Origin of the sequence: Azospirillum rugosum (genome assembly GCF_017876155.1) — a bacterium.
In the GTDB taxonomy this organism is placed as follows: Bacteria; Pseudomonadota; Alphaproteobacteria; order Azospirillales; family Azospirillaceae; genus Azospirillum; species Azospirillum rugosum.
Genome location: NZ_JAGINP010000022.1, coordinates 1 through 20,721 on the forward strand (window position 1 = coordinate 1; position 20,721 = coordinate 20,721).

Consider the following 20,721-nt stretch of genomic DNA (forward strand, 5'->3'; position numbering starts at 1 on the left):
CTCTCAGACCAGCTACCGATCGTCGGCTTGGTGGGCCGTTACCCCGCCAACTACCTAATCGGACGCGGGCCCCTCTCTCGGCGTAAACTTTCCCCCGAAGGGCACATCCGGTGTTAGCGTCCGTTTCCAGACGTTATCCCGAACCATAAGGCAGGTTCCCACGTGTTACTCACCCGTGCGCCACTGAGGCCGAAGCCTCCGTTCGACTTGCATGTGTTAGGCATGCCGCCAGCGTTCGTTCTGAGCCAGGATCAAACTCTCAGGTTCAAGATGGGCCATCGATCCATGAAGGACCAGCCCACTTGATCAGGACCGCTCAAAGCGTCCCTACCCAAGCTTTCGAAACTGTACGTCTCATACTGCTTGACCAGGATGCTCCAGGCGATCCCGCGATTTGCCGATCCCCAACCGGAGACCAGCCCGCGGACCACAACGGCTCATCACCGCCGCCTGCGCATCCCTTCTCGATTTCACGTTTTACAATGTCCAAGATCCGAACCCGATCGACCCGACGGCGTCGCATCCGGTGAACCGGCTGCTGTGCGCCCAAAGGTCTGGAAGATCGGAGAGGCACGATCGAATGTCGCGCCGGCAGAGGGTTTATTTAGCGCTTTCGGCAGAGGGCGTCAAGCCCTTTGTTTCGTTTCGGCCAAACCGTCTAGCCACTTTCGTGCCGGACGGCCCAACACCGCGCCAATCCCCTGCCCCGTTCTTCCGGGGTTTTCCCCGTCGGTCCAAGGCCTTGCTGGCCGTGTCCGCCGGGGAGCGGGTGTTTAAGGGAACGGCGGACCTGAGTCCAGGAAAAAAGCCCAGGCGAATAGACCTGACCCGGATTTTGCCACAGGCCCTGCGATGGGTCTCGCCCGCGGGCCTTGCCAAAGGGCCTGGCACCCACCTTTTGCGCGACATGGCGCCCGATGGACAGGCTCGCCCTCTCCTCTTATGCTTCACGGGAATCGTTGCGAACATCGAAACGGCGTCTGGCGCTTTCGGGCATGAATTCGTTTTCCGGCAAGAAGGAACTCGGCAGGCGCCCCAACGCACGCGCGACGGCCGAGGTGATGGCGCAGGTGCTGCGGACCACGGCCAATCTCGCCTTCACGGAAGGCCTCAACCCGGCGCAATGGGCGGCGCTGCGCTATTTTTCGCAGGCGAACGCAACCGCGTGCAGCGTCGTCGCCTTCGCCCGCCACCACGGCACCACGAAGGGCACGGCGAGCCAGACGATCGCCGCCTTGCAGAAAAAGGGATTGCTGGACCGGCAGCGCAGCGAGACGGACCGGCGGTCGATCAGCCTGGCCCTGACGGACCGCGGCCGCTCCATCCTGACCCACGATCCCCTGAACGAGGTGGCCGCGGCCATCGCGAGCCTCAGCGATCCCCAGCACGGCGCGCTCGCCGACGGGCTGGACCAGGTGCTGCGCACGCTGCTGGTCCGCCGTGCGCAGCGGTCCGGCGACCGGGCGGGAGATCCGGCCGAAGAGTTGGGCGGAGATTTGGAAGACGGTGGCGGCGGGGAAGAGGGTGCGGCGGCGGATTGACCGTCGTGGTCGCAGTCGCTAAAGCGAATTTGCATTCGCTTTAGATTCATATGGCCTCATTCGCCGGCCGGGCTTCGGTCGCACGTGCGACCGGGCCCGCGGTCGCGGTCCAAAGCGGATTGCAATCCGCTTTAACACCTCGCATGGTTCTTGTGCAAAGCATCATCGCGCCCCTCGCGCAGCCCTGGGGCATAGCCGGCTCCGCCCCCGCTCACGGCAATCACGATTTTTGAAAGGCGTCGTCGATGGCTCGGATTTTGGTGATCGATGACGTGCCTTCGGTCACGGCTCTGCTGCGCCTGCTGCTGGAAGGCCGGGGCCATGCGGTCGCCGAGGCGCATGACGGCGCCGCCGGGCTGAAGGCGATGGAGGCGGCCCCCTTCGACCTCGTCGTCGTCGACATGATGATGCCGGGCATGGACGGAATTGAATTGGTCAAGCGCCTGCGCGACCGCGGCGACCACCCGGCGGTGATCGCCATGTCCGGCGGCAGCGACGAGTTTCCCGCCGCCTATGCCTTGAAAATCTCGGAGATGCACGGCGCCGACCGGCTTCTCTACAAGCCGTTCGGCAACGACGAGTTCCTGGACGCGGTTGCGGAGCTGCTGGGCCATCCGTCGTCATGACGACGAGCGGGGTGGCCCCACGTCCTTTGTGAACATTCCATTTTCGGTGCCGGTGCACTTGCGGTGACCGGCGTTCCCGCCGCATACAGTGCGTGCCCGCCCCGACCGGAGCGGAAACCCGCCTGCCCTCCGACCATTTGCGGCCATGCACGATCCTCGCCTTCTTCTCGACGTCCTGTCCCTTCTGCTGGCCGCGGTGGTGATCGTGCCGGTGTTCCAGAGGCTGCGCGTCCCCGCGGTGCTGGGATACCTGGTGGCGGGCGCCCTGTTGGGACCGCACACGCCGGGACCGGTGGTCGATGTCGAGCTGCCGCAGCTCCTGTCCGAGTTCGGCGTGGTGTTCCTGCTCTTCGCCATCGGGCTGGAGCTGCCGCTGTCCCGGCTGCGGGCGATGCGCCGCTACATCTTCGGGCTGGGGCTGATGCAGGTGCTGCTGACCAGCGCGGCCATCGGCGGCGCGGCCCTGGCGCTGGGCGAGAGCGCGGCGGCGGCGCTGGTGATCGGGGGCATGCTGGCCTTCTCCTCCACCGCGACGGTGCTGAAGCTGCTGGTCGAGCGGGGGGAGACGGTGGCCCGCTTCGGCCGCATCTCCGTCGCCGTGCTGATCTTCCAGGATCTGGCGGTGGTGCCGCTGCTGGCCCTGCTGCCGCTGCTGGCGGGCGGCGACACCAGCATTCCGGAGGCGCTGGCGCTCGCCGCGGCCAAGGCCGTCGGGGCGGTCGGGGTGATCATGCTGCTGGGCCGATTCGTGGTGCGCCCGGCCTACCAGTTCGTCGCGTCGGCCAAGAGCCCGGAGGTCTTCACCGCCGCCAACCTGTTCGTGGTCCTGGCGGTCGGCTGGCTGACCGCCGAGGCCGGCATGTCCATGGCGCTGGGCGCCTTCCTGGCCGGCATGCTGCTGGCCGACACCGCCTTCCGCCACCAGGTGGAGGCCGACATCGAGCCGTTCCGCGGCCTGCTGCTCGGCCTGTTCTTCATGACGGTCGGGATGACGCTGGACCTGCCGGCCATGGTGGCGCGGGCCGACGACATCCTGGCGCTGACCGCCGCGCTGCTGGCCGGCAAGAGCATTCTGCTGTTCGCGCTGTGCCGGCTGTCCGGGCTGGGGCTGGCCACCGCGCTGCGAGTCGGGCTGCTGCTGTCGCAGGGCGGCGAGTTCGCCTTCGTGCTGGTCGGCAAGGCCACGGGTCTGGCGGTTCTGGACGCCGAGACCGGCCTGCTGCTCTCCTCCTCCGTCGCGCTCAGCATGGCGGTGACACCGCTGATCGGCCTGCTGGCGCACCGGCTCGCCCAGGCGATCGAGGCGCGGCTGGGTGCGGAGGCCTTCGGGATCGAGACCAACGACCTGAAGGGGCATGTGCTGATCGCCGGCTACGGGCGAGTCGGGCGGGCCATCGCGCGGCTGCTGATGGACCACAACATTCCCTTCGTCGCGCTCGACCTCGACCCGCAGCGCGTCGCCCGGGCGCGGGCCGATGGGCTGCCGGTCTATTATGGCGATTCGAGCCAGGTCGGCGTGCTGCGCGCCGCCGGCATCGAGCGGGCGCGGGCGGCGGTGATCACCGTCAACCGGCCGGAGATGGCGGAGCGCGCGCTCGACTCGATCCGCCGCACCGCCCGCAGCGTCACCATCGTCGCCCGCGCCCACGACCTGGAGCGCGGTGCGGCGCTGACGCGGGCCGGCGCCACCGCCGTGGTGCCGGAGACCATCGAGGCCAGCCTGCAGATGGCCAGCCTCGTCCTGCGCAGCGCGGGCGTGGAGGCCGAGGCCGTGGACCGCAGCCTGAAGGCCGTGCGCGACCGCGGCTACGCCGACCTTGCCGAACGTCCCGGCGACGAGAGCCAGGACAGCGCGGCCTGAGTTATTTGCTCACCTTCCAGAGGTCGAAGACCGTGCCGCGGTAGCGCTCCTCCACCCCATCCGGCGTCTTCAGGCCGAACTGGTGGAAGGTGTTGGAGAACATCAGCAGCACGTAGTCGTACTTGTCCTTCCAGCCGACATAGTGCGCGCAGGGCTCCACATGGTCGCGCTGGGTGGCCAGTTCCGGATGGTCGAGCAGCCGCACGTCGACCGGCACGCCCTCGTAGATCGCCATGCAGCGGTCGCGGAAGGGCTGGGTCACGGTCAGCGGCTGCTTGCCGGGGTGGCTGAACAGGGTCGGCACGAAGGCGCGCCGCTCGATGGTGATCAGCGACGGCAGGTGGATCAGGCTGGGCAGCGCCACCAGGGCGGAGCGCCAGGGCGGCTGGGTCTGCACGAACTCCTTGGTGTTGCAGCAGCCCGCCTGCTCCCCGGCCCAGACGAGCAGGACGTGGCTGCCCGGCTCGATCCGTTCCGCGGCCCGGCGCAGGTCCGCCACATCGTCCTGATAGCCGTACCAGTTGGACAGCAGCACGCCGGTGCGCAGGGTCAGCAGGCCGAGCAGGCCGACCGCGAAGACCGCCGCCGCGCGGGGCCCGCCGAAGCGGATGTCGGTGCCGGCGACCAGCAGGAAGGCCGCCAGGATCCAGAAGCGGATGGAGACGAAGTAGGTGCCGAAGAAGGGGTCGGGGACGACGAAGAAGCAGACGGCGAACAGGGCCACCGCCACCATCATCGCCCGCGACGCCCGAAGCCGCCGCGTCAGCGCCGCCAGAGCCACGCCGCCGACGACCAGGAGCAGCGTCACGGTGTCGAGCAGCGTGTTGTAGTTCAGCACCGGCGCCAGCATGTCGTTGATGCGATAGCCCCACTGCTTCAGTTCCGTCAGCTTCTTCAGGCGCCAGTAGATCTGCTTCAGCAGCAGAAGCGGCGACTGGTCCTGCGCCCCCACGGCGGCGGCATCGGAATGCAGAAGCTGCGTCCCCACCGTCACGGCGAACAGCAGGATCGGAAGCGCCAGCAGCGCCGCGAAGCGCAGCGCGTCGCGTCCGACGTTGCCGATGGTGATCGGCTTGCGGCCGGGGCCGACGTACTTGGTCGCCTCCACCGCGAAGAGGCAGAGCGCGTAGGAGCCCAGCACGATGGCGTGGGAGAAGTACAGGAACAGGGCGAACAGCGCCGCCACGGCGAGCTGCCAGCGGTTGCCCTCCAGCCGGAGCCACAGCGACACGCCGATCAGCAGGAAGGCGATGCCGAGCGAGAAGCTCATGAATCCGCCGATCAGCGTGGCGTTGTAGACGAACAGCGCCCCGCACAGCGGCCACAGGCTCCAGCGGCCGAACAGCGTCCGGTGCAGCATCAGCACGCCGACCATCGTCAGCACCGCGGCCAGCGCCACGTACAGCCGCCCGGCGACGTACAGCGGCAGGACGCTGGCCAGCGGCAGCATCACCGCTTCCATCAGCAGGTTCGGCACGGGGGTCAGCGACGCCGTGTAATGCTCCGCCAGGAAGGGGTCGCTGCGGAAGTTCAGCAGCACGTCCACCCGCGCCAGATGGTTCGGGTAGTCCAGCATCGGCGGCATGTCCACCAGAAGCAGCGGCAGCACCAGCAGGACCAGGATGATGGCGAGCGGCAGCGCCATCGTCAGGGATTGGGCCCCCAGGGACCGGTTCGACAGGGATCCGGATGGGGCGCCGGTTCCAACCCTTGCCCCGATCCAGACCCCCTCGTGCCGGGGTGCCTGCGTCATTCCGGGGTGCTCCATCCGCCTCTCCAGCTTTGGGTGCAATGCGGAAGGGACAACACCCCGATGCTGCTGATCGTCAAAAAGCAATGGCGGTATAGCTTAGGCTTCGGAATTAGCCCCCCGCTCCGGACGGGACCTGGGCTATGGTCGAAATGACTACACCCGGCGGGCGCCGCCCGCCGTTTCCCTCACCCGAGATGACGAGCGCCCCGCCTCGCCGGACAAGCCTATGGACAGCCTGGACCGTTTCCTGGACACCCTGCGCCGCCGCGCCGTCGGGCCCGGCGTGTTCCGCCCCTGGACCGATTGGACGGCGGGTGTGGACATCGGCCGCGACGCGCCGGACATCCGGCTCGCCAACCTCAGGGCCTATCTGGCGGCGAGGGTCGGGCGGGCCGATCTGGTGCTGATCGCGGAAGCGGTGGGCTACCAGGGCGCCCGCTTCAGCGGCGTGCCGATGACCTGCGAGCGCACGCTGCTCGGCGCCAAGCGGCAGGTGCCCCACGAGGCCGTGTTCGCCGGCCCGAAGCGCCGCACCAGCGCCGACGCCATCGCCCGAAGTGCTGCGGAGCGCACGGGCGGCTTCTGCGAGCCGACGGCGACGATCGTGTGGACGACGCTGCTCGGCCTGGGTCGGCCCGCCGACCGCTTCGCCCTGTGGAACAGCTTCGCCTTCCACCCGCACCGTCCGGGGGAGCCGCTGACCAACCGGACGCCCACCGACCGCGAGGTGGCGGAGCAGGCCGACCTTCTGGACGCCTTCCTAGCGCTGTTCCCGGGCGCGCGGGTCGTTGCGGTGGGGGAAACCGCGCGGCGGCGGCTGGCGGAGCACGGGACGAGCGTGCCCGCCGTGCGCCATCCGGCGAATGGCGGGGCCACGGCCTTCCGGGAGGGGGTGGCGAGGATCGTCGGCGGGGGGTGAGGGTGGGCTGGGTGGGACGTGGTCGCGCTGGGCCCCCACCCTAACCCTCCCCCATCTTCGACGGGGGAGGGGACTGGTCACCGCCGCGGGAACACCCGGGCGCGGTCGATGTGGACGGCGCAGCGGTCGCCGGGGCGCAGGCCCAGGAAGGACAGGCGCTCGCGGTCCATCTCCGCCTCCAGGGTCAGGCCGGCGAGGTCCACCTCCACGCGCGCGTCGGGGCCGACCACGTGGATGCCCGACACCCGGCCGGGGCCGCCGGCGCTGGGGCTGAGGCCGAGGTCGTGCGGGCGCACGTAGGCGATGGCCTCGCCCTGCACCCCGTTCTCCGTCGGGATCGCCAGGGCGCCGTTGGCGACGCGCGCCACGCCGTCCGCCACCGTGCAGTCGAAGCGGTTCACCTGCCCCAGGAACTCGTAGACGAAGGCCGAGGCCGGGTGGTCGTAGACGTCGGCCGGGCTGCCCACCTGCTCGATTCGGCCCTGGCTCATCACCACGACGCGGTCGGCCAGCTCCAGCGCTTCCTCCTGGTCGTGGGTGACGAAGACGGAGGTGATGTGGATGTCGTCGTGCAGCTTGCGCAGCCAGCGCCGCAGCTCCTTGCGGACCTTGGCGTCGAGCGCGCCGAACGGCTCGTCCAGCAGAAGCACCTTGGGCTCGATGGCCAGCGCGCGGGCCAACGCCACGCGCTGCCGCTGCCCGCCCGAGAGCTGTGCCGGGTAGCGGTCGGCGAAATGGGCGAGCTGGACCAGCTCCAGCAGCTCCATGACGCGGCGCTTGATCTCCGACCGGCCGAAGCGCTGGGCGCGCGGGCGCACCTTCAGGCCGAAGGCGACGTTCTCGAACACCGTCATGTGGCGGAACAGCGCGTAGTGCTGGAAGACGAAGCCGACCTGCCGTTCCCGCGGGCTGAGGCCCAGCGCCTCCTCCCCGTGCAGCTGGAGGCTGCCGGAGTCGGCGCTTTCCAGCCCCGCCATGATGCGCAGCAGCGTCGTCTTGCCCGAACCGGAGGGGCCGAGCAGGGCCAGCAGCTCGCCGGAGCGGACCTCAAGGTCCACCTGATCGAGCGCGCGGTAGTGGCCGAACTGCTTGGTGATGCCGGAGACTTGGATTGCCATGGCCTGACGTCGCCTCAATGCCGGGTCGCCGCCAGCTCGGCCCCGAAGCGCCACTCCAGCACCGTCTTCGCCACCAGAGTGACGAGGGCAAGCATGGCCAGCACCGAGGCCACCGAGAAGGCGGCGACGAAGTTGTATTCGTTGTAGAGAATCTCGACGTGCAGCGGCATCGTGTTGGTCTCGCCCCGGATGTGGCCGGAGACGACCGACACGGCCCCGAATTCGCCCATCGCGCGGGCGTTGCACAGCAGCACGCCGTACAGCAGGCCCCACTTGATGTTGGGCAGCGTCACCCGCCAGAAGGTCTGCCAGCCGCTGGCGCCCAGCACCAGCGCGGCCTCCTCCTCCTCCGTGCCCTGTTCCTGCATCAGGGGGATCAGCTCGCGCGCGACGAAGGGGAAGGTGACGAAGATGGTGGCGAGCACGAGGCCGGGCACCGCGAAGATGATCTGCACGCCCTGCGACTTCAGGAACGGGCCCAGCACGCCGTGCAGGCCGAACAGAAGCACGTAGATGATGCCGGAGATGACCGGCGACACCGAGAAAGGCAGGTCGATCAGCGTGATCAGCAGGCCCTTGCCGCGGAAGTCGAACTTGGAGATGCACCAGGACGCGGCCACGCCGAACACCAGGTTCAGCGGCACGGCGATGGCCGCGACGATCAGCGTCAGTTGGATCGCCGACAGCGCGTCGGGCTCGACCAGCGCGTCCCAATAGGCGTCGACGCCGCGGTGCAGCGCCTCCACGAAGACGGCGACGAGCGGCAGCACTAGGAACAGCAGCAGGAACCCCAGCGCCGACAGGATCAGAAAGCCGCGCACCCAGCTCCGGTCGTCCAGCGCCGGGCGTTGTCCGCTGGTCTTAGCGAGCATGGCGCGACCTCATCCAGGCTTGCAGAAGGTTGAGGAGCAGCAGCAGCGCGAAGGACGCCGCCAGCATCAGCGTGGCGACGGCGGCAGCGCCGGCATAATCATACTGCTCCAGCTTGATGACGATCAGCAGGGGCACGATCTCCGACACGCCGGGCATGTTGCCGGCGATGAAGATGACCGACCCGTATTCGCCGACCCCGCGGGCGAAGGCCAGCGCGAATCCGGTCAGCAGGGCCGGGAACAGCGACGGGAAGACGACGCGCCGGAAGCTCTGCCAGCGCGTGGCGCCGAGCGAGGCGGCGGCCTCCTCCTCCTCCGGCGGCAAATCCTGCAGGATCGGCTGCACCGTCCGCACCACGAAGGGCAGGCCGATGAAGGTCAGCGCGATCGCGATGCCCAGGGGCGTGAAGGCGACCTTCAGCCCGAACCAGTCCATCAGCAGCTTGCCCACCCAGCCGTTCGGCGCGTAAAGCGCGCTGAGCGCGATGCCCGCCACCGCGGTGGGCAGGGCAAAAGGCAGGTCGACCAGCGCGTCCACGATCTTGGCCCCGGGAAAGCGGTAGCGGACCAGCACCCAGGCGACGATGAAGCCGAACACCGCGTTGATCGCGGCGGCCAGCAGCGACAGGCCGAAGCTGATCTGGAAGGCGGCCAGGACGCGCGGGGTCAGGACCGCGTTCCAGAAACCGGCCCAGCCGAGCCCGGCGGCCTTCACCGCCAGCGCGGCGAGTGGCAAAAGGACGATCAGGCCCAGATAGGCCAGGGTGAAGCCCATCGTCAGGCCGAATCCGGGAATGACGCTGGGTTTCTTCAGGACGCTCAACACCGCGCGCCCCTGCGAGGGGAGCGCGGCACCGTCGGTTGAGGATGCCGCGACCACGGATCAGCGGCCCTTCTGGTAGATCTGGTCGAAGACGCCGCCATCCGCGAAATGGGTCTCCTGGGCCTTGCGCCAGCCGCCGAAGGTCTGGTCGATGGTCACCAGATTAACATTGGCGAAGCGGTCCGCATACCGGGTTGCCAGTTCCTTCAGGCGCGGGCGGTAGAAGTTCTTCGCGGCGATCTCCTGCCCTTCCGGGCTGTAGAGGAACTGGAGATAGGCCTCGGCGAGCTTGCGGGTGCCCTTGCGATCCACGACGGAGTCCACCACGGCGACCGACGGTTCGGCCAGGATCGACAGGGACGGCACGACGATCTCGAGCTTGTCGGCGCCGAACTCCTGGAGCGACAGGTAGGCCTCGTTCTCCCAGGCGAGCAGGACGTCGCCGATGGCGCGCTGGGTGAAGGTCACCGTGGCGCCGCGGGCGCCGCTGTCCAGCACCGGCACGTTCTTGAACAGGTCGGCGACGAAGGCCTTGGCCTTGCCCTCGTCGTTGTTGTTCTGCGCCAGCGCGTAGGCCCAGGCGCCCAGGTAGTTCCAGCGGGCGCCGCCGGACGTCTTCGGGTTGGGCGTGACGACCGCCACGCCCGGCTTCACAAGGTCGTTCCAGTCCTTGATCTGCTTCGGATTGCCCTTGCGCACCAGGAACACGATGGTGGAGGTGTAGGGGGCGCTGTTGTCCGGCAGGCGCTTCATCCAGTCCTTCGGCAGCAGCCCGGCGTCGGCGATGGCGTCGATGTCGTAGGCGAGCGCCAGCGTGACCACGTCGGCGTCCAGCCCGTCGATGACCGAGCGCGCCTGCTTGCCCGAGCCGCCGTGCGACTGCTTGATGGCGACCTTGCCGCCGCCGTCCTTCTGCCACTTCTGGGCAAAGGCCTTGTTGATCTCGACGTAGAACTCGCGCGTCGGGTCGTAGGAGACGTTCAGCAGCGTGTTCTGCGCCTTGGCGGCGGTCGCCCCCAGGGTCGTGCCCAGGACAGCGAAGAGAACGCCCGCGGCCAGGACGGACAGGCGGTGACGGAACGGCATGACGCTCTCCCTCTGTTGAACCGCCCCTTTTTTGAAGAGGACTGGCTGTGCGAAACCGGCGGGTGGCGGAGGGCAGCGACGCCCTCATACCACAGTATTTACCGGAATGGACTGTGTTATATTTTCTATATCTCCCGTAGAGTTTGCCAAATCGCACGGGATGGCGCAAAGCCATTTTTTGCCACGCCGCGCGCAAGGCAAGCCGATTTCACAGATGCCCCCGTTCGCGCAGCCCGACCTTGCCAGACGGATCCCGTTGGTAGCGAAGCCCTGCTTCGGTATCATGAAAGAAGTCCACCCGCCCTTTGCCGATGCCGACCGCCATGACGCCAGCACCCCTTTCCCCCGCTTTCCTGACCGCCCTGCTGGAGGCCGAGCGCGCGCTCGGCCGCTTGGCGGAGGTGGTGGAGGAGCCGGTGCGCCGACAGCGCCTGTGGGCCGACGCGGCGCGGCGCGAGGCCTGCGCCGCGGCGCGCCTCGACGGCGTCGCGGTGGACGCTACCGAGTTCCTGGTGGCGACCGTCAACACCGACCTCGTCCCCACCGCCGGCCGCGGGGCGGCGCAGTCGGTCCGGGCCCTGTGGCAGGGCGCCTTGTTCACCCAGGGCGTCATCACGGCGCCCGCCGCCTATGACCAGGATGCGGCGCGGCCCGCTCCCGCCGCGGGTGCGGCGGCCGACGCGTGGCGGGCGGTGGCGGAGCTGGAGGCCAGCCTGGCCGATCCCGGTCTCCTCGATCGCCTTGGCCTGGACGACGAGGACGGCGACTCGGACGATGGCGAGGCGGCGCCGCGCACCGAGGCGCCGCAGCCCTGGACGCTGCGCTGGGTGGAGGCGCTGTGGCGCTGCCTTCAGGCGGAGGTGTCGGGGCGCGATCCCGGCCGCCTGGTCCTGTCGCCGGAGCGCGAGGACGATGCCGCCACGCTCCTCCAGCGGCTCGACACGGCCGGGCAGGATCCGGGGATGCTCGGCGCGGTCGGCACGCTGGCGGACCTGCTCCGCCCGGCGCCGGACCTGCGCATCCCGACCTGGGCCGTGCCCGCGGCGCGGCTGATGGGCGCGCTGGCGGTGGCGCGGACCTGCCGGGTGCCGCAGGTCTGGCTGCCGATGTCGGTCGCCTTGCAGACCGAGCGGACCGCCGCCGGCATCGCCGCGCGCGGGCGCGACGAGGCTTGGCGGCTGTGGCTGACCGACGCGGTGGCGGAAACGGCACGGCGTGAGCGGCGGCGCGCCCTGGCGCTGGACCAGACGGCGGAGGGCTGGCGGCGGCGGGTCGGGTCGAAGCGCCGCAACTCCCGCCTGCCGGACGTGCTGGATTTCCTGTTCGAGGAGCCCGCCTTCACCGTCCGCCGCGTGCAGAAGCGCCTGGGCAGCACCTTCCGCGGCGCGCAGTTGCTGGTGGACGAGCTGCTGGAGGCCGGCATCGTCCGCGAAGCCACGAACCGCGCGCTCGACCGCGTCTTCGTGGCGACGGACCTGATGCCGTAAGAGGGCTATGTCGGGTTGCGCTTCGCTCCACCCGACCTACGAGGGTCGAACCGTAGGTTGGGTGCAGCCGCAGGCGGAACCCAACACCGCGCCCGTCAAATGTCGAAATTGACCGGCAACCCGCCGGTGGCCTGCCGGTGGCGCAGCGCGTCGGCGAGCGACTGGTTGTCCAGCACGTTCGCGGTGGCGTCGCGGACCTGCACCATCAGCCAGCGCACCGAGCAGGTGGCGGGGTCGATGCAGTCGTCGCAGGGACGGAAGGAGTTCTTGCTGGCGCAGGGGATCGGCGCCAGATGCCCGTCGATCAGGCGGATCACCTCGCCGAAGGAGATCTCCGCGGCCGGGCGCGCCAGGCGGTAGCCGCCGCTCTTGCCCCGCTTGGCGAACAGCAGGCCGTGCTTGCGAAGCTCGACCAGGATGGCTTCCAGGAACTTGCGCGGGATGTTCTCCCGCTCCGCGATCTCCGCGATCAGGACCAGCTCGTCGTCGGTCCGTTCGGCGAGCATGATCAGCGCGCGCAGGGCGTATTTGGCTTTTTGCGACAGCATTCGGTCCGGATCCGCTCCTGGCGGCGGCTTGGAAAGGAAAATGGAGAAGCCTACCCCATATAGCCGCGCCGTTCGGGAAATGGTACCGGATCTTGCCCCGCCCAACGCCGGCGCGTAAGGTCCAGGCCGATTTATCACCGATTCGCGAAGGACGCGGCATGCAGACCATCATTGTCCCGGTCACTCCGTTCCAGCAGAACTGCACGGTGCTCTGGTGCCCCGAAACGATGAAGGGTGCGGCCGTCGATCCGGGCGGGGAGATCGACCGCGTCCTGCGCGCCGCCGAATCGAAGGGCGTGACGCTGGAGAAGATCCTGGTCACGCACGGCCACATCGATCACGCCGGCGGCGTCGCCGACCTCGCCGACCAGTTGAAGCTGCCCATCGAGGGGCCGCATCCGGAGGACAAGTTCTGGATCGACGGCATGCCGATGCAGAGCCAGATGTTCGGCTTCCCGCCGGTGCGCGCCTTCACCCCCGACCGCTGGCTGGACGAGGGCGACACGGTGACCGTCGGCAACCTGACGCTGGACGTGCACCACTGTCCGGGCCACACGCCGGGCCACGTCGTCTTCGTGCACAAGCCGAGCAAGCTGGCCATCGTCGGCGACGTGCTGTTCCAGGGCTCCATCGGCCGCACCGACTTCCCCAAGGGCAACCACGGCGACCTGATCGAGTCGATCCGGACCAAGCTGTTCCCGCTGGGCGACGACGTCGCCTTCATCCCCGGCCACGGCCCGATGTCCACCATCGGGGAGGAGCGGCTCTACAACCCCTTCCTCAACGACTGATACGGACGGCGCGGCGGTGTCTCACGCCGTCACCCCGTGCTTGAACAGGGGCAGGTCCATCAAGCTGTTGACATAGGCGCCGCCGGTGAGCGCCTTGGCGTCGACCTTGTCCTTCTGGGCGTCCATCGCCCCCTTCAGCATGCGCGCCAGGGGTGAGACGCTGTCGACGCGTTCGGGCGTCGCCCCTTTCCGGCTCATGCTGCTCTCATAGCCGAACTGGGCCGCCGCCCGCTTGACCGACCAGTTGACCGAGGCCTTTTCCTCGCCGCTCGCCGTGTCGAGGAAGGCGACCGCGGCGCGGTAGGCCGCGGCCGGGTCGGTGCCGGTGGGGTCGGCGGCGGTCATCGCCTCCTTCTGCTGGCGGGCCATGACGGACTGGGCGGCCGCCTGCTCGTTCTTGGAGAAGCCGCCGCCGCTGTTGCTGGCGATGGCGAAGAGGGAGCGCCGGTCGAATCCGCCGAACAGGGCGTTGACGTCCGCCTCGTTGTTGAGGTTCACCCCCTTGCCGGCCTTGGCCATGGCGGCGTAGCCGGCGTCCAGCACCGACCGGGCCTCCGCGGTCACCGCGGTGAAGCTGGCGAGGCCGGGCGCCTCCTCCTGCGTCACCTTGACAATGGTGCGCAGCGCAGCCTTGCCGGTGGCCGCCTCCTCCTCCGCGGCGGAGGGTTCGGACTCGGGCAACCGGTCCTTGACCGTCCCGCGCCCGACGCCGGGAATGTCCACGTCCGCGGCGTAATCGGCCAAACCGTTGCGGTACAGCTTCGGGATGAAGCCCAAATCCATCATCTTGTCGGCCGCCGCCTTGCCCTTCACGTCATTCTTCGGCAGCAGGCCGAAATCCTCGTCGCCTTCCTCCAGGCCGGTGAAGTCGAGCGCCTGGAACTGCTCCGTCCCCTTCTTCAGGAAGTGGCTCATCACCGTGCCGAGCACCTCCAGCGGATTGCCGCCGGCCGTTTCCTCCTCTTCCCGATTGATGTCCGCCGTTTCCTTGCTGAACTGCTCGTAGGGACCGACCATGCGCGCCTGGAAGGCCTCCTGGTCCTTGTCCTGTTCGAAGGCGGCGTGGGCGGCGTCCCGTTCCGCTCCGAGGGCCTGCATGGCCTTTTCCATGCGCTCCATCTTGTGGTGGAGCGCCTTGTCGGCGGCCGCCCCCTTGGCCGCCCAGGCCTTGTCCTCCTCGTCCTGGGGTCGTTCCCGCATGAAGCGGCTCTTGACCGCGTCGGTGGCGAGGGAGCGCAGGCCGAGCGACACCTCCTTCTCAGTCATCTGGCCGGATTTGACGAAGCCATCCAGCATCGCGCGGGCCTTGGAGCCCAGGGAGGCGAAGACCTTGCCCGCCACCCCGGTCAGGGACTTGGCGAGCCCGCTGACCTCGACGCTGTCGTCAAGAACGGTCTGCGTCTTCGTCGCCGTCACCGCCTTCCAGGTGCCGGTGGCCACGTCGTTGGCCGAGATCGGCTTCCACTTGGCGGTGGCGGCGCTGGCGGTTCCGAACAGCCCGTCGATGGCAGACATGAGCTCCCCCCTTCGGTGTTGCGCTTCCACCGCCCAGCGCCGCAGCCGGCCGCCGCAGGATGAAAGATTAATAGCGTGTCCTGGTAATTTTTCTCCCGATACCGTTATCAGGTCGTTAATGATTCTACCGTGGATTACACTTTCCCGGAGAAAGTTCACCCTTCCCGCGCCATCACGCCCCGGCGTTGATGCTCAGCGCGAGCGGCGGCGGGCTGGCGAGCGTCTGGTAGACGACGCAGTAGCGCTCCGTCAGCTTGGTCAGCGTGGCGATGCGTTCCGGCGGTTCGTCGGTGTCCAGGTCGAAGCGCAGGCGGATGGACCGGAAGCCGACCGGCGCGTCCTTCGCCACGCCCAGCGTGCCGCGGAAGTCCAGGTCGCCTTCCGCCGAGACGGTGCCGCCGCGCAATTTGAACTCCAGAGCGGTGGCGACGGCCTTCAGCGTCACGCCGGCGCAGGCGACCAGCGCCTCCAGCAGCATGTCGCCGGAACAGGCCTGGGTGCCCGGCCCGCCGGTCGCCGGGTGCAGCCCGGCCTCCACCAGCGCGCGGCCGGTGTCCACCTTGCAGGCGATGCCGGTGTCGTCCAGCGCCCCCTTGGCCTTCAGCGTGACGACCGCCGATTCCGGCGCGTCCTTGTACTTGTCCTTCAGCGGCGCCTGAAGCGCCCGCAGATCCTGCGCGTCCATGCCCGTGCGTTCCCTCATTGCCATTCTGATTGTGGGCGGAACGGATGATGGCCCGCGCGCAAGATCAAGACAATGATGCTTTTGACGGCGCACGGCGGCCCTGCGTCCTCGCGGGTGGCGGCCGGCGACATTTTCGGCTAAACCCCGCGCCATAAACAGAATGAAAAGGGACGGGAGTCACCCCTGCCATGAAACGTCGTGCCTTTCTGACCAGCGCTGGCGTCGGCCTCGCCGCCACCTCCGTCGCCGCACCGGCCATCGCGCAGAGCCAGCCGGAGATCAAGTGGCGCCTGGCGTCGAGTTACCCGAAGAGCCTGGACACCATCTACGGTGCGGTGGATCTGATCGCGCGGCGCGTCGCCGCGGCGACCGACAACAAGTTCCAGATCCGCACCTTCGCCGCCGGCGAGATCGTCCCGGCGCTCCAGGTCCTGGACGCCGTGCAGAACGGCACCGTCGAGTGCGGCCAGTCCGCCGCCTATTTCTACATCGGCAAGGACCCGACCTTCTGCTTCGACACGGCCATGCCCTTCGGCCTGAACACGCGCCAGCACATCGCCTGGATGATGCACGGCGGCGGGCTGGAGCTGATGCGGGAGCTGTTCCGGGAACACAACATCTACAACATCCCCGCCGGCAACACGTCCGCCCAGATGGGCGGCTGGTTCCGCAAGGAGATCAAGACCACCGAGGACCTGAGCGGCCTGAAGATGCGCGTCGGCGGCTTGGCCGGCACGATCATGGGCAAGCTGGGCCTCGTGCCGCAGCAGTTGGGCGGCGGCGACATCTACCCGGCGCTGGAGCGCGGCACCATCGACGCGGCGGAGTTCGTCGGCCCCTACGACGACGAGAAGCTGGGCTTCCACAAGGTCGCCAAATACTACTACGCGCCGGGCTGGTGGGAGGGCTCCGCCCAGATCCCGCTGATGATCAACATCACGGCGTGGGAGCAGCTGCCGGCCTCCTACAAGGTCATCCTGGAGCAGGCCTGCTGGGAGGCCAACGCCTGGATGATCGCCAAGTACGACACCGTCAACGCGGCGGCCCTGAAGCGGCTGGTCGCCAGCGGCGTGCAGCTGCGCGCCTTCCCGCGCGAGGTCATGCAGGCCTGCGAGAAGATCGCCTACGAGCTGTACGACGAGCTGTCGGCCAAGAACCCGCGCTTCAAGAAGGTCTACGACGCCTGGAAGCCCTTCTGCGAGGAAGAGCGCCTGTGGTTCCGCGTCGCCGAGAACTCCTTCGACGCTTACATCTACGCCCAGTCGGCGCAGCGGAAGTAAAACCACAGAGGCACGGAGACACAGAGAAGGCCGTAGGTTGGGTGGAGCACAGCGTAACCCAACAGGGTCTTCCATGCGGAAATGTTGGGTTGCGCTGCGCTCCACCCAACCTACGGAACCCTTTCTCCGTGCCTCTGTGTCTCTGTGGTGAAACCGGCTGCGAAAAAGGCGCCTCCCGCCCCGGGTGGCGCCTCTCATTTTCCCCCTTGATATGCTCAGTTCGAGCATTTATGGTTTTGCTCATACAGAGCATTAAGGGGATGCGTCATGCCCGCCACCAGCGCTCTCGCCTACACCGCTGACATCGCCGAGGCCACGCGGCCGATCTATGAGCGCGTGAAGCGCGTGATCCCCGCCGTCGAATGGCCGTTCCACGCCCCGCTGGTCCACGAGATCAACCGGCTGAAGCGCGAGCGGAACGCCGTCATCCTGGCCCACAACTACCAGACGCCGGAGATCTTCCACGGCGTGGCCGACATCGTCGGCGACAGCCTGGCGCTGGCCGCCAAGGCCACGCAGACCGACGCTGATGTCATCGTGCTGGCCGGCGTGCATTTCATGGCGGAGACGGCGAAGCTGCTGAACCCGGCCAAGACCGTGCTGATCCCCGACACCGGCGCCGGCTGCTCGCTCGCCGAATCGATCACCGCCGCCGACGTCCGACTGCTGCGGGAGCGGTATCCGGGCGTGCCGGTGGTCGCCTACGTCAACACCTCGGCCGAGGTGAAGGCGGAGGTGGACATCTGCTGCACCTCCGGCAACGCGGTGGAGGTGGTGGAGTCGCTGGGCACGCCGCGCGTCATCATGCTGCCCGACGAGTATCTGGCGAAATACGTCGCCACCCAGACCAGCGTCGAGATCATCGCCTGGAAGGGCCATTGCGAGGTGCATGAGCGCTTCACCGGCGACGAGATCCGGGAGTTCCGCGGCCGCTTCGACGAGTTGGTCGTCATCGCCCACCCGGAATGCCCGCCGGACGTGCTGGAGGCCGCCGACTTCGTGGGTTCGACCGCCCGCATGGTCGATTTCGTCGCCGACCGCCGGCCGCCCCGCGTGCTGATGGTCACGGAATGCTCGATGAGCGACAACGTCGCCGCGGCCTCGCCGGAGACGGAGTTCGTGCGGCCCTGCAACCTGTGCCCGCACATGAAGAAGATCACGCTGGCGAACATCCTGGAGTCCTTGCGCACGCTGGAGCCGCAAGTGTCCATCGCGCCGGAAGTCGCCGAACGGGCGCGCCGCTCCGTCGAGCGGATGCTCGCCGTCAAGCCACGCTGATCGTCATCAATAGGGAGGCCGCCATGGTCACCCCCTACACCGTCCCCTACACCGTCCAAGACTCGGACGTGGTCGTCATCGGCTCCGGCCTCGCCGGGCTGATGACCGCCCTTCACCTCGCCCCGCGCGCCGTCACGCTGCTGACCAAGACGGCGGACCTGCCCAGTGGGTCGAGCAACCACGCCCAGGGCGGCATCGCCGCCGCGGTCGGCCCCGGCGACGGGCCGGAGGCGCACGCCGCCGACACCGTCGCGGCGGGCGCCGGCTTCGTGAACGCCGACGCCGCCCTGCTGCTCGCCCGCGAGGGGGCGGTGCGGGTGCGCGCCCTGCTCGACGCCGGCCTGCCCTTCGACCGTGCCGCCGACGGCGCCCCGTTGTTGGGGCGGGAGGCCGCTCATTGCGCGGCGCGCATCGTCCACGCCGGGGGCGACGCCACCGGCCCGACCCTGGTCGCCGCCCTGGCGGAACGGGTGCGCGCCACGCCGTCGATCACGGTGGAGACGAACGCCTTCGCGGTGGACCTCGCCGTGCGGCACGGGCGGGTCTGCGGCGTGCTGGCCTGCCATCCCGAGGGGTGGGTGTTCCACCGCACGCCGCGCGTCGTGCTGGCGACCGGCGGCATCGGCGGAGCCTTCGCCCGCACGACAAATCCGCCGGAGGCCACCGGCGACGGGCTGGCGCTGGCCGCCCGCGCCGGGGCGACGCTGGCCGACGTGGAGTTCGTGCAGTTCCACCCCACCGCCCTGGCGGTGGACGCCGACCCCGCGCCGCTGCTGACCGAGGCGTTGCGCGGCGCCGGCGCCCTCCTCCTCGACGGGCGCAGCAGGCGCTTCATGGCGGACGAACACCCGCTGGCCGAGTTGGCCCCGCGCGACGTGGTGGCCCGCGCCATCGGCGCGCGGGTCGCGGCCGGGGAGGCGGTGACGCTGGACCTGCGCCCGGCGCTGGCCGCCAAGCCGGACGGCTTCCCCACCGTGCTGGCGCTCTGCGCCGCGCACGGGCTCGATCCCTGGAAAGAGCCGATGCCGGTGGCGCCGGCCGCCCATTACCACATGGGCGGGGTGGTCACCGACCGTCTGGGCCGCACCGACCTGGACGGGCTGTGGGCCTGCGGCGAGGTCGCCTGCACCGGCGTGCACGGAGCCAACCGTCTCGCCAGCAACTCCCTGCTCGAGGCCCTGGTCTTCGGCGCCCGCGTCGCCCGCGACGTGGCGGAGCGCCCGCTGCCCGCGCTGCCGCCCTTCGCCCTGCCCCAGCCGCCCGCGGTGGCCGGCGGGGTGGGTGCTGCGCTGATCGACGCCATCACGGCGGAGGCACGGGGCACGCTCTACCAGGGCGCCGGGCTGGTGCGCGACGGCGCGGGCCTGCGGGCCGCGCGGCAGCGGCTGGACCGGCTGGCGGTCGCGCTCGACGTGCTGCGCGGCGACGGGCCCACGGATGTGGCGTCGGTGCGGCGCTGGGGCGAGGCGCGCAACCGGCTGCTGGTCGGGCGTCTGGTCGTCCACGCGGCGCTCGACCGTTGCGAGAGCCGCGGCGCCCACTTCCGCACGGACTTCCCCGCCGAGGATCCGGCGGCCCAACGCCACGCTTTCACCCTGAAGGACCTCGCCGGCAGCGCCGGCGCCCTGATCACCCAGATCGGCACGGGAGACGCCGCATGCTCCATCCTCTGATGTTTGAACCGATCGTCCGCGCCGCGCTGGCGGAGGATCTCGGGCGGGCCGGCGACGTCACGACCGACAGCATCATCCCGGCCGACGCCATGGCCACCGCCCGGCTCAATGCGCGCAAGGACGGCCGCGTCGCCGGGCTGGAGGTCGCCATCGCCGCCTTCCGCACGCTCGACCCGGCCGTGGAGGTGACCATCGAGCGCCCGGACGGCAGCGACGTCGCCCCCGGCGGCACCATCGCCACGGTGACCGGCCGCGCCCGCGCCCTGCTGACGGCGGAGCGCACGGCCCTGAACATCATGGGCCGCCTGTCCGGCATCGCCACCGCCACCCGCGCCCTGGTGCGGGAGGTGGAAGGCACCCGCGCCCGCATCGTCTGCACCCGCAAGACCACCCCCGGCCTGCGCGTCCTGGAAAAGCACGCGGTGCGGCTCGGCGGCGGCTTCAACCACCGTTTCGGGCTGGATGACGCGGTGCTGATCAAGGACAACCACATCGCCGTGGCCGGTGGCATCCGCCCGGCGGTGGAGCGCGTCCGCGACGCCATCGGCCACATGGTGAAGGTGGAGGTGGAGGTCGACACGCTGGAGCAGCTGGAGGAGCTGCTGTCCCTGCCGGTCGATGTGGTCCTGCTCGACAACATGGACCCGGCGACCCTGCGCCGCGCCGTCGCCCTGGTGGACGGCCGGCTGGTGACGGAGGCGTCGGGCAACGTCAATCTGGCCACCGTGCGGGCCATCGCGGAGTCGGGCGTGGACATGATCTCCGTCGGCTGGCTGACCCACAGCGCCCCGAACCTGGACATCGGCCTCGATATTTGAAGCCGTTCCTGTGCGACGTGTGTTGGGTTGCGCCTGCGGCTCCACCC

General features: G+C 69.2%; 18 protein-coding genes and 1 rRNA gene. 10 read left to right on the forward strand and 9 right to left on the reverse strand.

Going from position 1 to position 20,721, the window contains the following annotated elements; translation table 11 throughout:
* Nucleotides 1-267: ribosomal RNA gene (locus J2851_RS25905) — 16S ribosomal RNA — on the reverse strand; the annotation flags it as partial.
* A gap of 728 nt (nucleotides 268-995) precedes the next feature.
* On the opposite strand from J2851_RS25905, the gene J2851_RS25910 reads away from it, so the two are divergent.
* The 3 genes from J2851_RS25910 to J2851_RS25920 all read left to right on the forward strand — a co-directional run bounded on the left by J2851_RS25910 (nucleotide 996) and on the right by J2851_RS25920 (nucleotide 4,028).
* Nucleotides 996-1,541: a MarR family transcriptional regulator gene (locus J2851_RS25910; RefSeq protein WP_209769924.1), complete on the forward strand. Its 546-nt coding sequence runs from the start codon at nucleotides 996-998 to the stop codon at nucleotides 1,539-1,541.
* Nucleotides 1,542-1,786: 245 nt separating this feature from the next.
* Complete coding sequence (locus J2851_RS25915) at nucleotides 1,787-2,167, forward strand: response regulator transcription factor (protein ID WP_209769926.1); 381 nt, start codon at nucleotides 1,787-1,789, stop codon at nucleotides 2,165-2,167.
* 145 nt (nucleotides 2,168-2,312) lie between these two features.
* Nucleotides 2,313-4,028, forward strand: a complete 1,716-nt coding sequence (locus tag J2851_RS25920; protein WP_209769927.1) for a monovalent cation:proton antiporter-2 (CPA2) family protein — start codon at nucleotides 2,313-2,315, stop codon at nucleotides 4,026-4,028.
* Between the two features lies 1 nt (nucleotide 4,029).
* On the opposite strand, the gene J2851_RS25925 is transcribed toward J2851_RS25920, so the two are convergent.
* Nucleotides 4,030-5,781, reverse strand: coding sequence for a hypothetical protein (locus tag J2851_RS25925; protein ID WP_209769929.1), 1,752 nt, complete (start codon nucleotides 5,779-5,781; stop codon nucleotides 4,030-4,032).
* Between the two features lie 226 nt (nucleotides 5,782-6,007).
* On the opposite strand from J2851_RS25925, the gene J2851_RS25930 reads away from it, so the two are divergent.
* A complete protein-coding gene (locus tag J2851_RS25930; RefSeq protein ID WP_209769931.1) occupies nucleotides 6,008-6,700 on the forward strand; it encodes a uracil-DNA glycosylase in 693 nt (230 codons plus the stop codon).
* 77 nt (nucleotides 6,701-6,777) lie between these two features.
* Here the strand turns inward: J2851_RS25930 and J2851_RS25935 are convergent, their stop codons facing one another.
* From J2851_RS25935 to J2851_RS25950, 4 genes are all read right to left on the reverse strand, one after another.
* Nucleotides 6,778-7,818: a sulfate/molybdate ABC transporter ATP-binding protein gene (locus J2851_RS25935; RefSeq protein WP_209769932.1), complete on the reverse strand. Its 1,041-nt coding sequence runs from the start codon at nucleotides 7,816-7,818 to the stop codon at nucleotides 6,778-6,780.
* A gap of 14 nt (nucleotides 7,819-7,832) precedes the next feature.
* On the reverse strand, nucleotides 7,833-8,690 hold the full coding sequence (cysW, locus tag J2851_RS25940; protein WP_209769933.1) for a sulfate ABC transporter permease subunit CysW: 858 nt from the start codon (nucleotides 8,688-8,690) through the stop codon (nucleotides 7,833-7,835).
* On the reverse strand, nucleotides 8,680-9,465 hold the full coding sequence (gene cysT / locus J2851_RS25945) for a sulfate ABC transporter permease subunit CysT (protein WP_246500941.1): 786 nt from the start codon (nucleotides 9,463-9,465) through the stop codon (nucleotides 8,680-8,682). Before cysT ends, cysW begins: the two co-directional genes overlap by 11 nt.
* Nucleotides 9,466-9,573: 108 nt before the next feature.
* Complete coding sequence (locus tag J2851_RS25950; RefSeq protein ID WP_209769935.1) at nucleotides 9,574-10,599, reverse strand: sulfate ABC transporter substrate-binding protein; 1,026 nt, start codon at nucleotides 10,597-10,599, stop codon at nucleotides 9,574-9,576.
* 323 nt (nucleotides 10,600-10,922) lie between these two features.
* Between J2851_RS25950 and J2851_RS25955 the strand changes: the two genes are divergently transcribed.
* Nucleotides 10,923-12,086 (forward strand): hypothetical protein, encoded by a 1,164-nt coding sequence (locus J2851_RS25955; RefSeq protein ID WP_209769936.1) that lies wholly within the window; start codon nucleotides 10,923-10,925, stop codon nucleotides 12,084-12,086.
* Nucleotides 12,087-12,181: 95 nt separating this feature from the next.
* On the opposite strand, the gene J2851_RS25960 is transcribed toward J2851_RS25955, so the two are convergent.
* Nucleotides 12,182-12,634, reverse strand: coding sequence for an RrF2 family transcriptional regulator (locus tag J2851_RS25960; RefSeq protein WP_209769937.1), 453 nt, complete (start codon nucleotides 12,632-12,634; stop codon nucleotides 12,182-12,184).
* 158 nt (nucleotides 12,635-12,792) lie between these two features.
* Between J2851_RS25960 and J2851_RS25965 the strand changes: the two genes are divergently transcribed.
* Entirely contained in the window at nucleotides 12,793-13,425 is a 633-nt protein-coding gene (locus tag J2851_RS25965; protein WP_209769938.1) for an MBL fold metallo-hydrolase, read from the forward strand.
* 21 nt (nucleotides 13,426-13,446) lie between these two features.
* On the opposite strand, the gene J2851_RS25970 is transcribed toward J2851_RS25965, so the two are convergent.
* Together J2851_RS25970 and J2851_RS25975 are read right to left on the reverse strand one after the other, a co-directional pair.
* Nucleotides 13,447-14,940 (reverse strand): hypothetical protein, encoded by a 1,494-nt coding sequence (locus J2851_RS25970; RefSeq protein ID WP_209769940.1) that lies wholly within the window; start codon nucleotides 14,938-14,940, stop codon nucleotides 13,447-13,449.
* Between the two features lie 172 nt (nucleotides 14,941-15,112).
* Entirely contained in the window at nucleotides 15,113-15,625 is a 513-nt protein-coding gene (locus J2851_RS25975; protein WP_209769942.1) for an OsmC family protein, read from the reverse strand.
* Nucleotides 15,626-15,813: 188 nt separating this feature from the next.
* Between J2851_RS25975 and J2851_RS25980 the strand changes: the two genes are divergently transcribed.
* The 4 genes from J2851_RS25980 to nadC all read left to right on the forward strand — a co-directional run bounded on the left by J2851_RS25980 (nucleotide 15,814) and on the right by nadC (nucleotide 20,674).
* Nucleotides 15,814-16,905 carry a TRAP transporter substrate-binding protein gene (locus tag J2851_RS25980; RefSeq protein ID WP_209769944.1) on the forward strand — a complete coding sequence of 364 codons (1,092 nt, stop codon included), beginning with the start codon at nucleotides 15,814-15,816 and terminating at the stop codon, nucleotides 16,903-16,905.
* 267 nt (nucleotides 16,906-17,172) lie between these two features.
* Nucleotides 17,173-18,183: a quinolinate synthase NadA gene (nadA, locus tag J2851_RS25985; RefSeq protein ID WP_209769945.1), complete on the forward strand. Its 1,011-nt coding sequence runs from the start codon at nucleotides 17,173-17,175 to the stop codon at nucleotides 18,181-18,183.
* Nucleotides 18,184-18,206: 23 nt separating this feature from the next.
* Entirely contained in the window at nucleotides 18,207-19,856 is a 1,650-nt protein-coding gene (locus J2851_RS25990) for an L-aspartate oxidase (protein ID WP_209769946.1), read from the forward strand.
* The gene (nadC, locus tag J2851_RS25995; protein WP_209769947.1) at nucleotides 19,841-20,674 is read left to right on the forward strand and encodes a carboxylating nicotinate-nucleotide diphosphorylase; all 834 of its coding nucleotides are present in this window, start codon (nucleotides 19,841-19,843) and stop codon (nucleotides 20,672-20,674) included. The genes J2851_RS25990 and nadC overlap by 16 nt, the downstream gene beginning before the upstream one ends.
* Nucleotides 20,675-20,721 lie beyond the last annotated feature (47 nt).

What these genes read in the sequence shown, in the direction of transcription:
- J2851_RS25930 (WP_209769931.1), top strand. Translation starts at nt 6,008, where the DNA reads ATGGACAGCCTGGACCGTTTCCTGGACACCCTGCGCCGCCGCGCCGTC.
- J2851_RS25980 (WP_209769944.1), top strand. Translation starts at nt 15,814, where the DNA reads ATGAAACGTCGTGCCTTTCTGACCAGCGCTGGCGTCGGCCTCGCCGCC.
- J2851_RS25935 (WP_209769932.1), bottom strand. Translation starts at nt 7,818, where the DNA reads ATGGCAATCCAAGTCTCCGGCATCACCAAGCAGTTCGGCCACTACCGC.
- cysT (WP_246500941.1), bottom strand. Translation starts at nt 9,465, where the DNA reads ATGGGCTTCACCCTGGCCTATCTGGGCCTGATCGTCCTTTTGCCACTC.
- J2851_RS25910 (WP_209769924.1), top strand. Translation starts at nt 996, where the DNA reads ATGAATTCGTTTTCCGGCAAGAAGGAACTCGGCAGGCGCCCCAACGCA.
- J2851_RS25955 (WP_209769936.1), top strand. Translation starts at nt 10,923, where the DNA reads ATGACGCCAGCACCCCTTTCCCCCGCTTTCCTGACCGCCCTGCTGGAG.
- J2851_RS25920 (WP_209769927.1), top strand. Translation starts at nt 2,313, where the DNA reads ATGCACGATCCTCGCCTTCTTCTCGACGTCCTGTCCCTTCTGCTGGCC.
- J2851_RS25960 (WP_209769937.1), bottom strand. Translation starts at nt 12,634, where the DNA reads ATGCTGTCGCAAAAAGCCAAATACGCCCTGCGCGCGCTGATCATGCTC.
- cysW (WP_209769933.1), bottom strand. Translation starts at nt 8,690, where the DNA reads ATGCTCGCTAAGACCAGCGGACAACGCCCGGCGCTGGACGACCGGAGC.
- J2851_RS25970 (WP_209769940.1), bottom strand. Translation starts at nt 14,940, where the DNA reads ATGTCTGCCATCGACGGGCTGTTCGGAACCGCCAGCGCCGCCACCGCC.
- J2851_RS25950 (WP_209769935.1), bottom strand. Translation starts at nt 10,599, where the DNA reads ATGCCGTTCCGTCACCGCCTGTCCGTCCTGGCCGCGGGCGTTCTCTTC.
- J2851_RS25990 (WP_209769946.1), top strand. Translation starts at nt 18,207, where the DNA reads ATGGTCACCCCCTACACCGTCCCCTACACCGTCCAAGACTCGGACGTG.
- nadA (WP_209769945.1), top strand. Translation starts at nt 17,173, where the DNA reads ATGCCCGCCACCAGCGCTCTCGCCTACACCGCTGACATCGCCGAGGCC.
- J2851_RS25975 (WP_209769942.1), bottom strand. Translation starts at nt 15,625, where the DNA reads ATGGACGCGCAGGATCTGCGGGCGCTTCAGGCGCCGCTGAAGGACAAG.
- J2851_RS25925 (WP_209769929.1), bottom strand. Translation starts at nt 5,781, where the DNA reads ATGACGCAGGCACCCCGGCACGAGGGGGTCTGGATCGGGGCAAGGGTT.
- J2851_RS25965 (WP_209769938.1), top strand. Translation starts at nt 12,793, where the DNA reads ATGCAGACCATCATTGTCCCGGTCACTCCGTTCCAGCAGAACTGCACG.
- J2851_RS25915 (WP_209769926.1), top strand. Translation starts at nt 1,787, where the DNA reads ATGGCTCGGATTTTGGTGATCGATGACGTGCCTTCGGTCACGGCTCTG.
- nadC (WP_209769947.1), top strand. Translation starts at nt 19,841, where the DNA reads ATGCTCCATCCTCTGATGTTTGAACCGATCGTCCGCGCCGCGCTGGCG.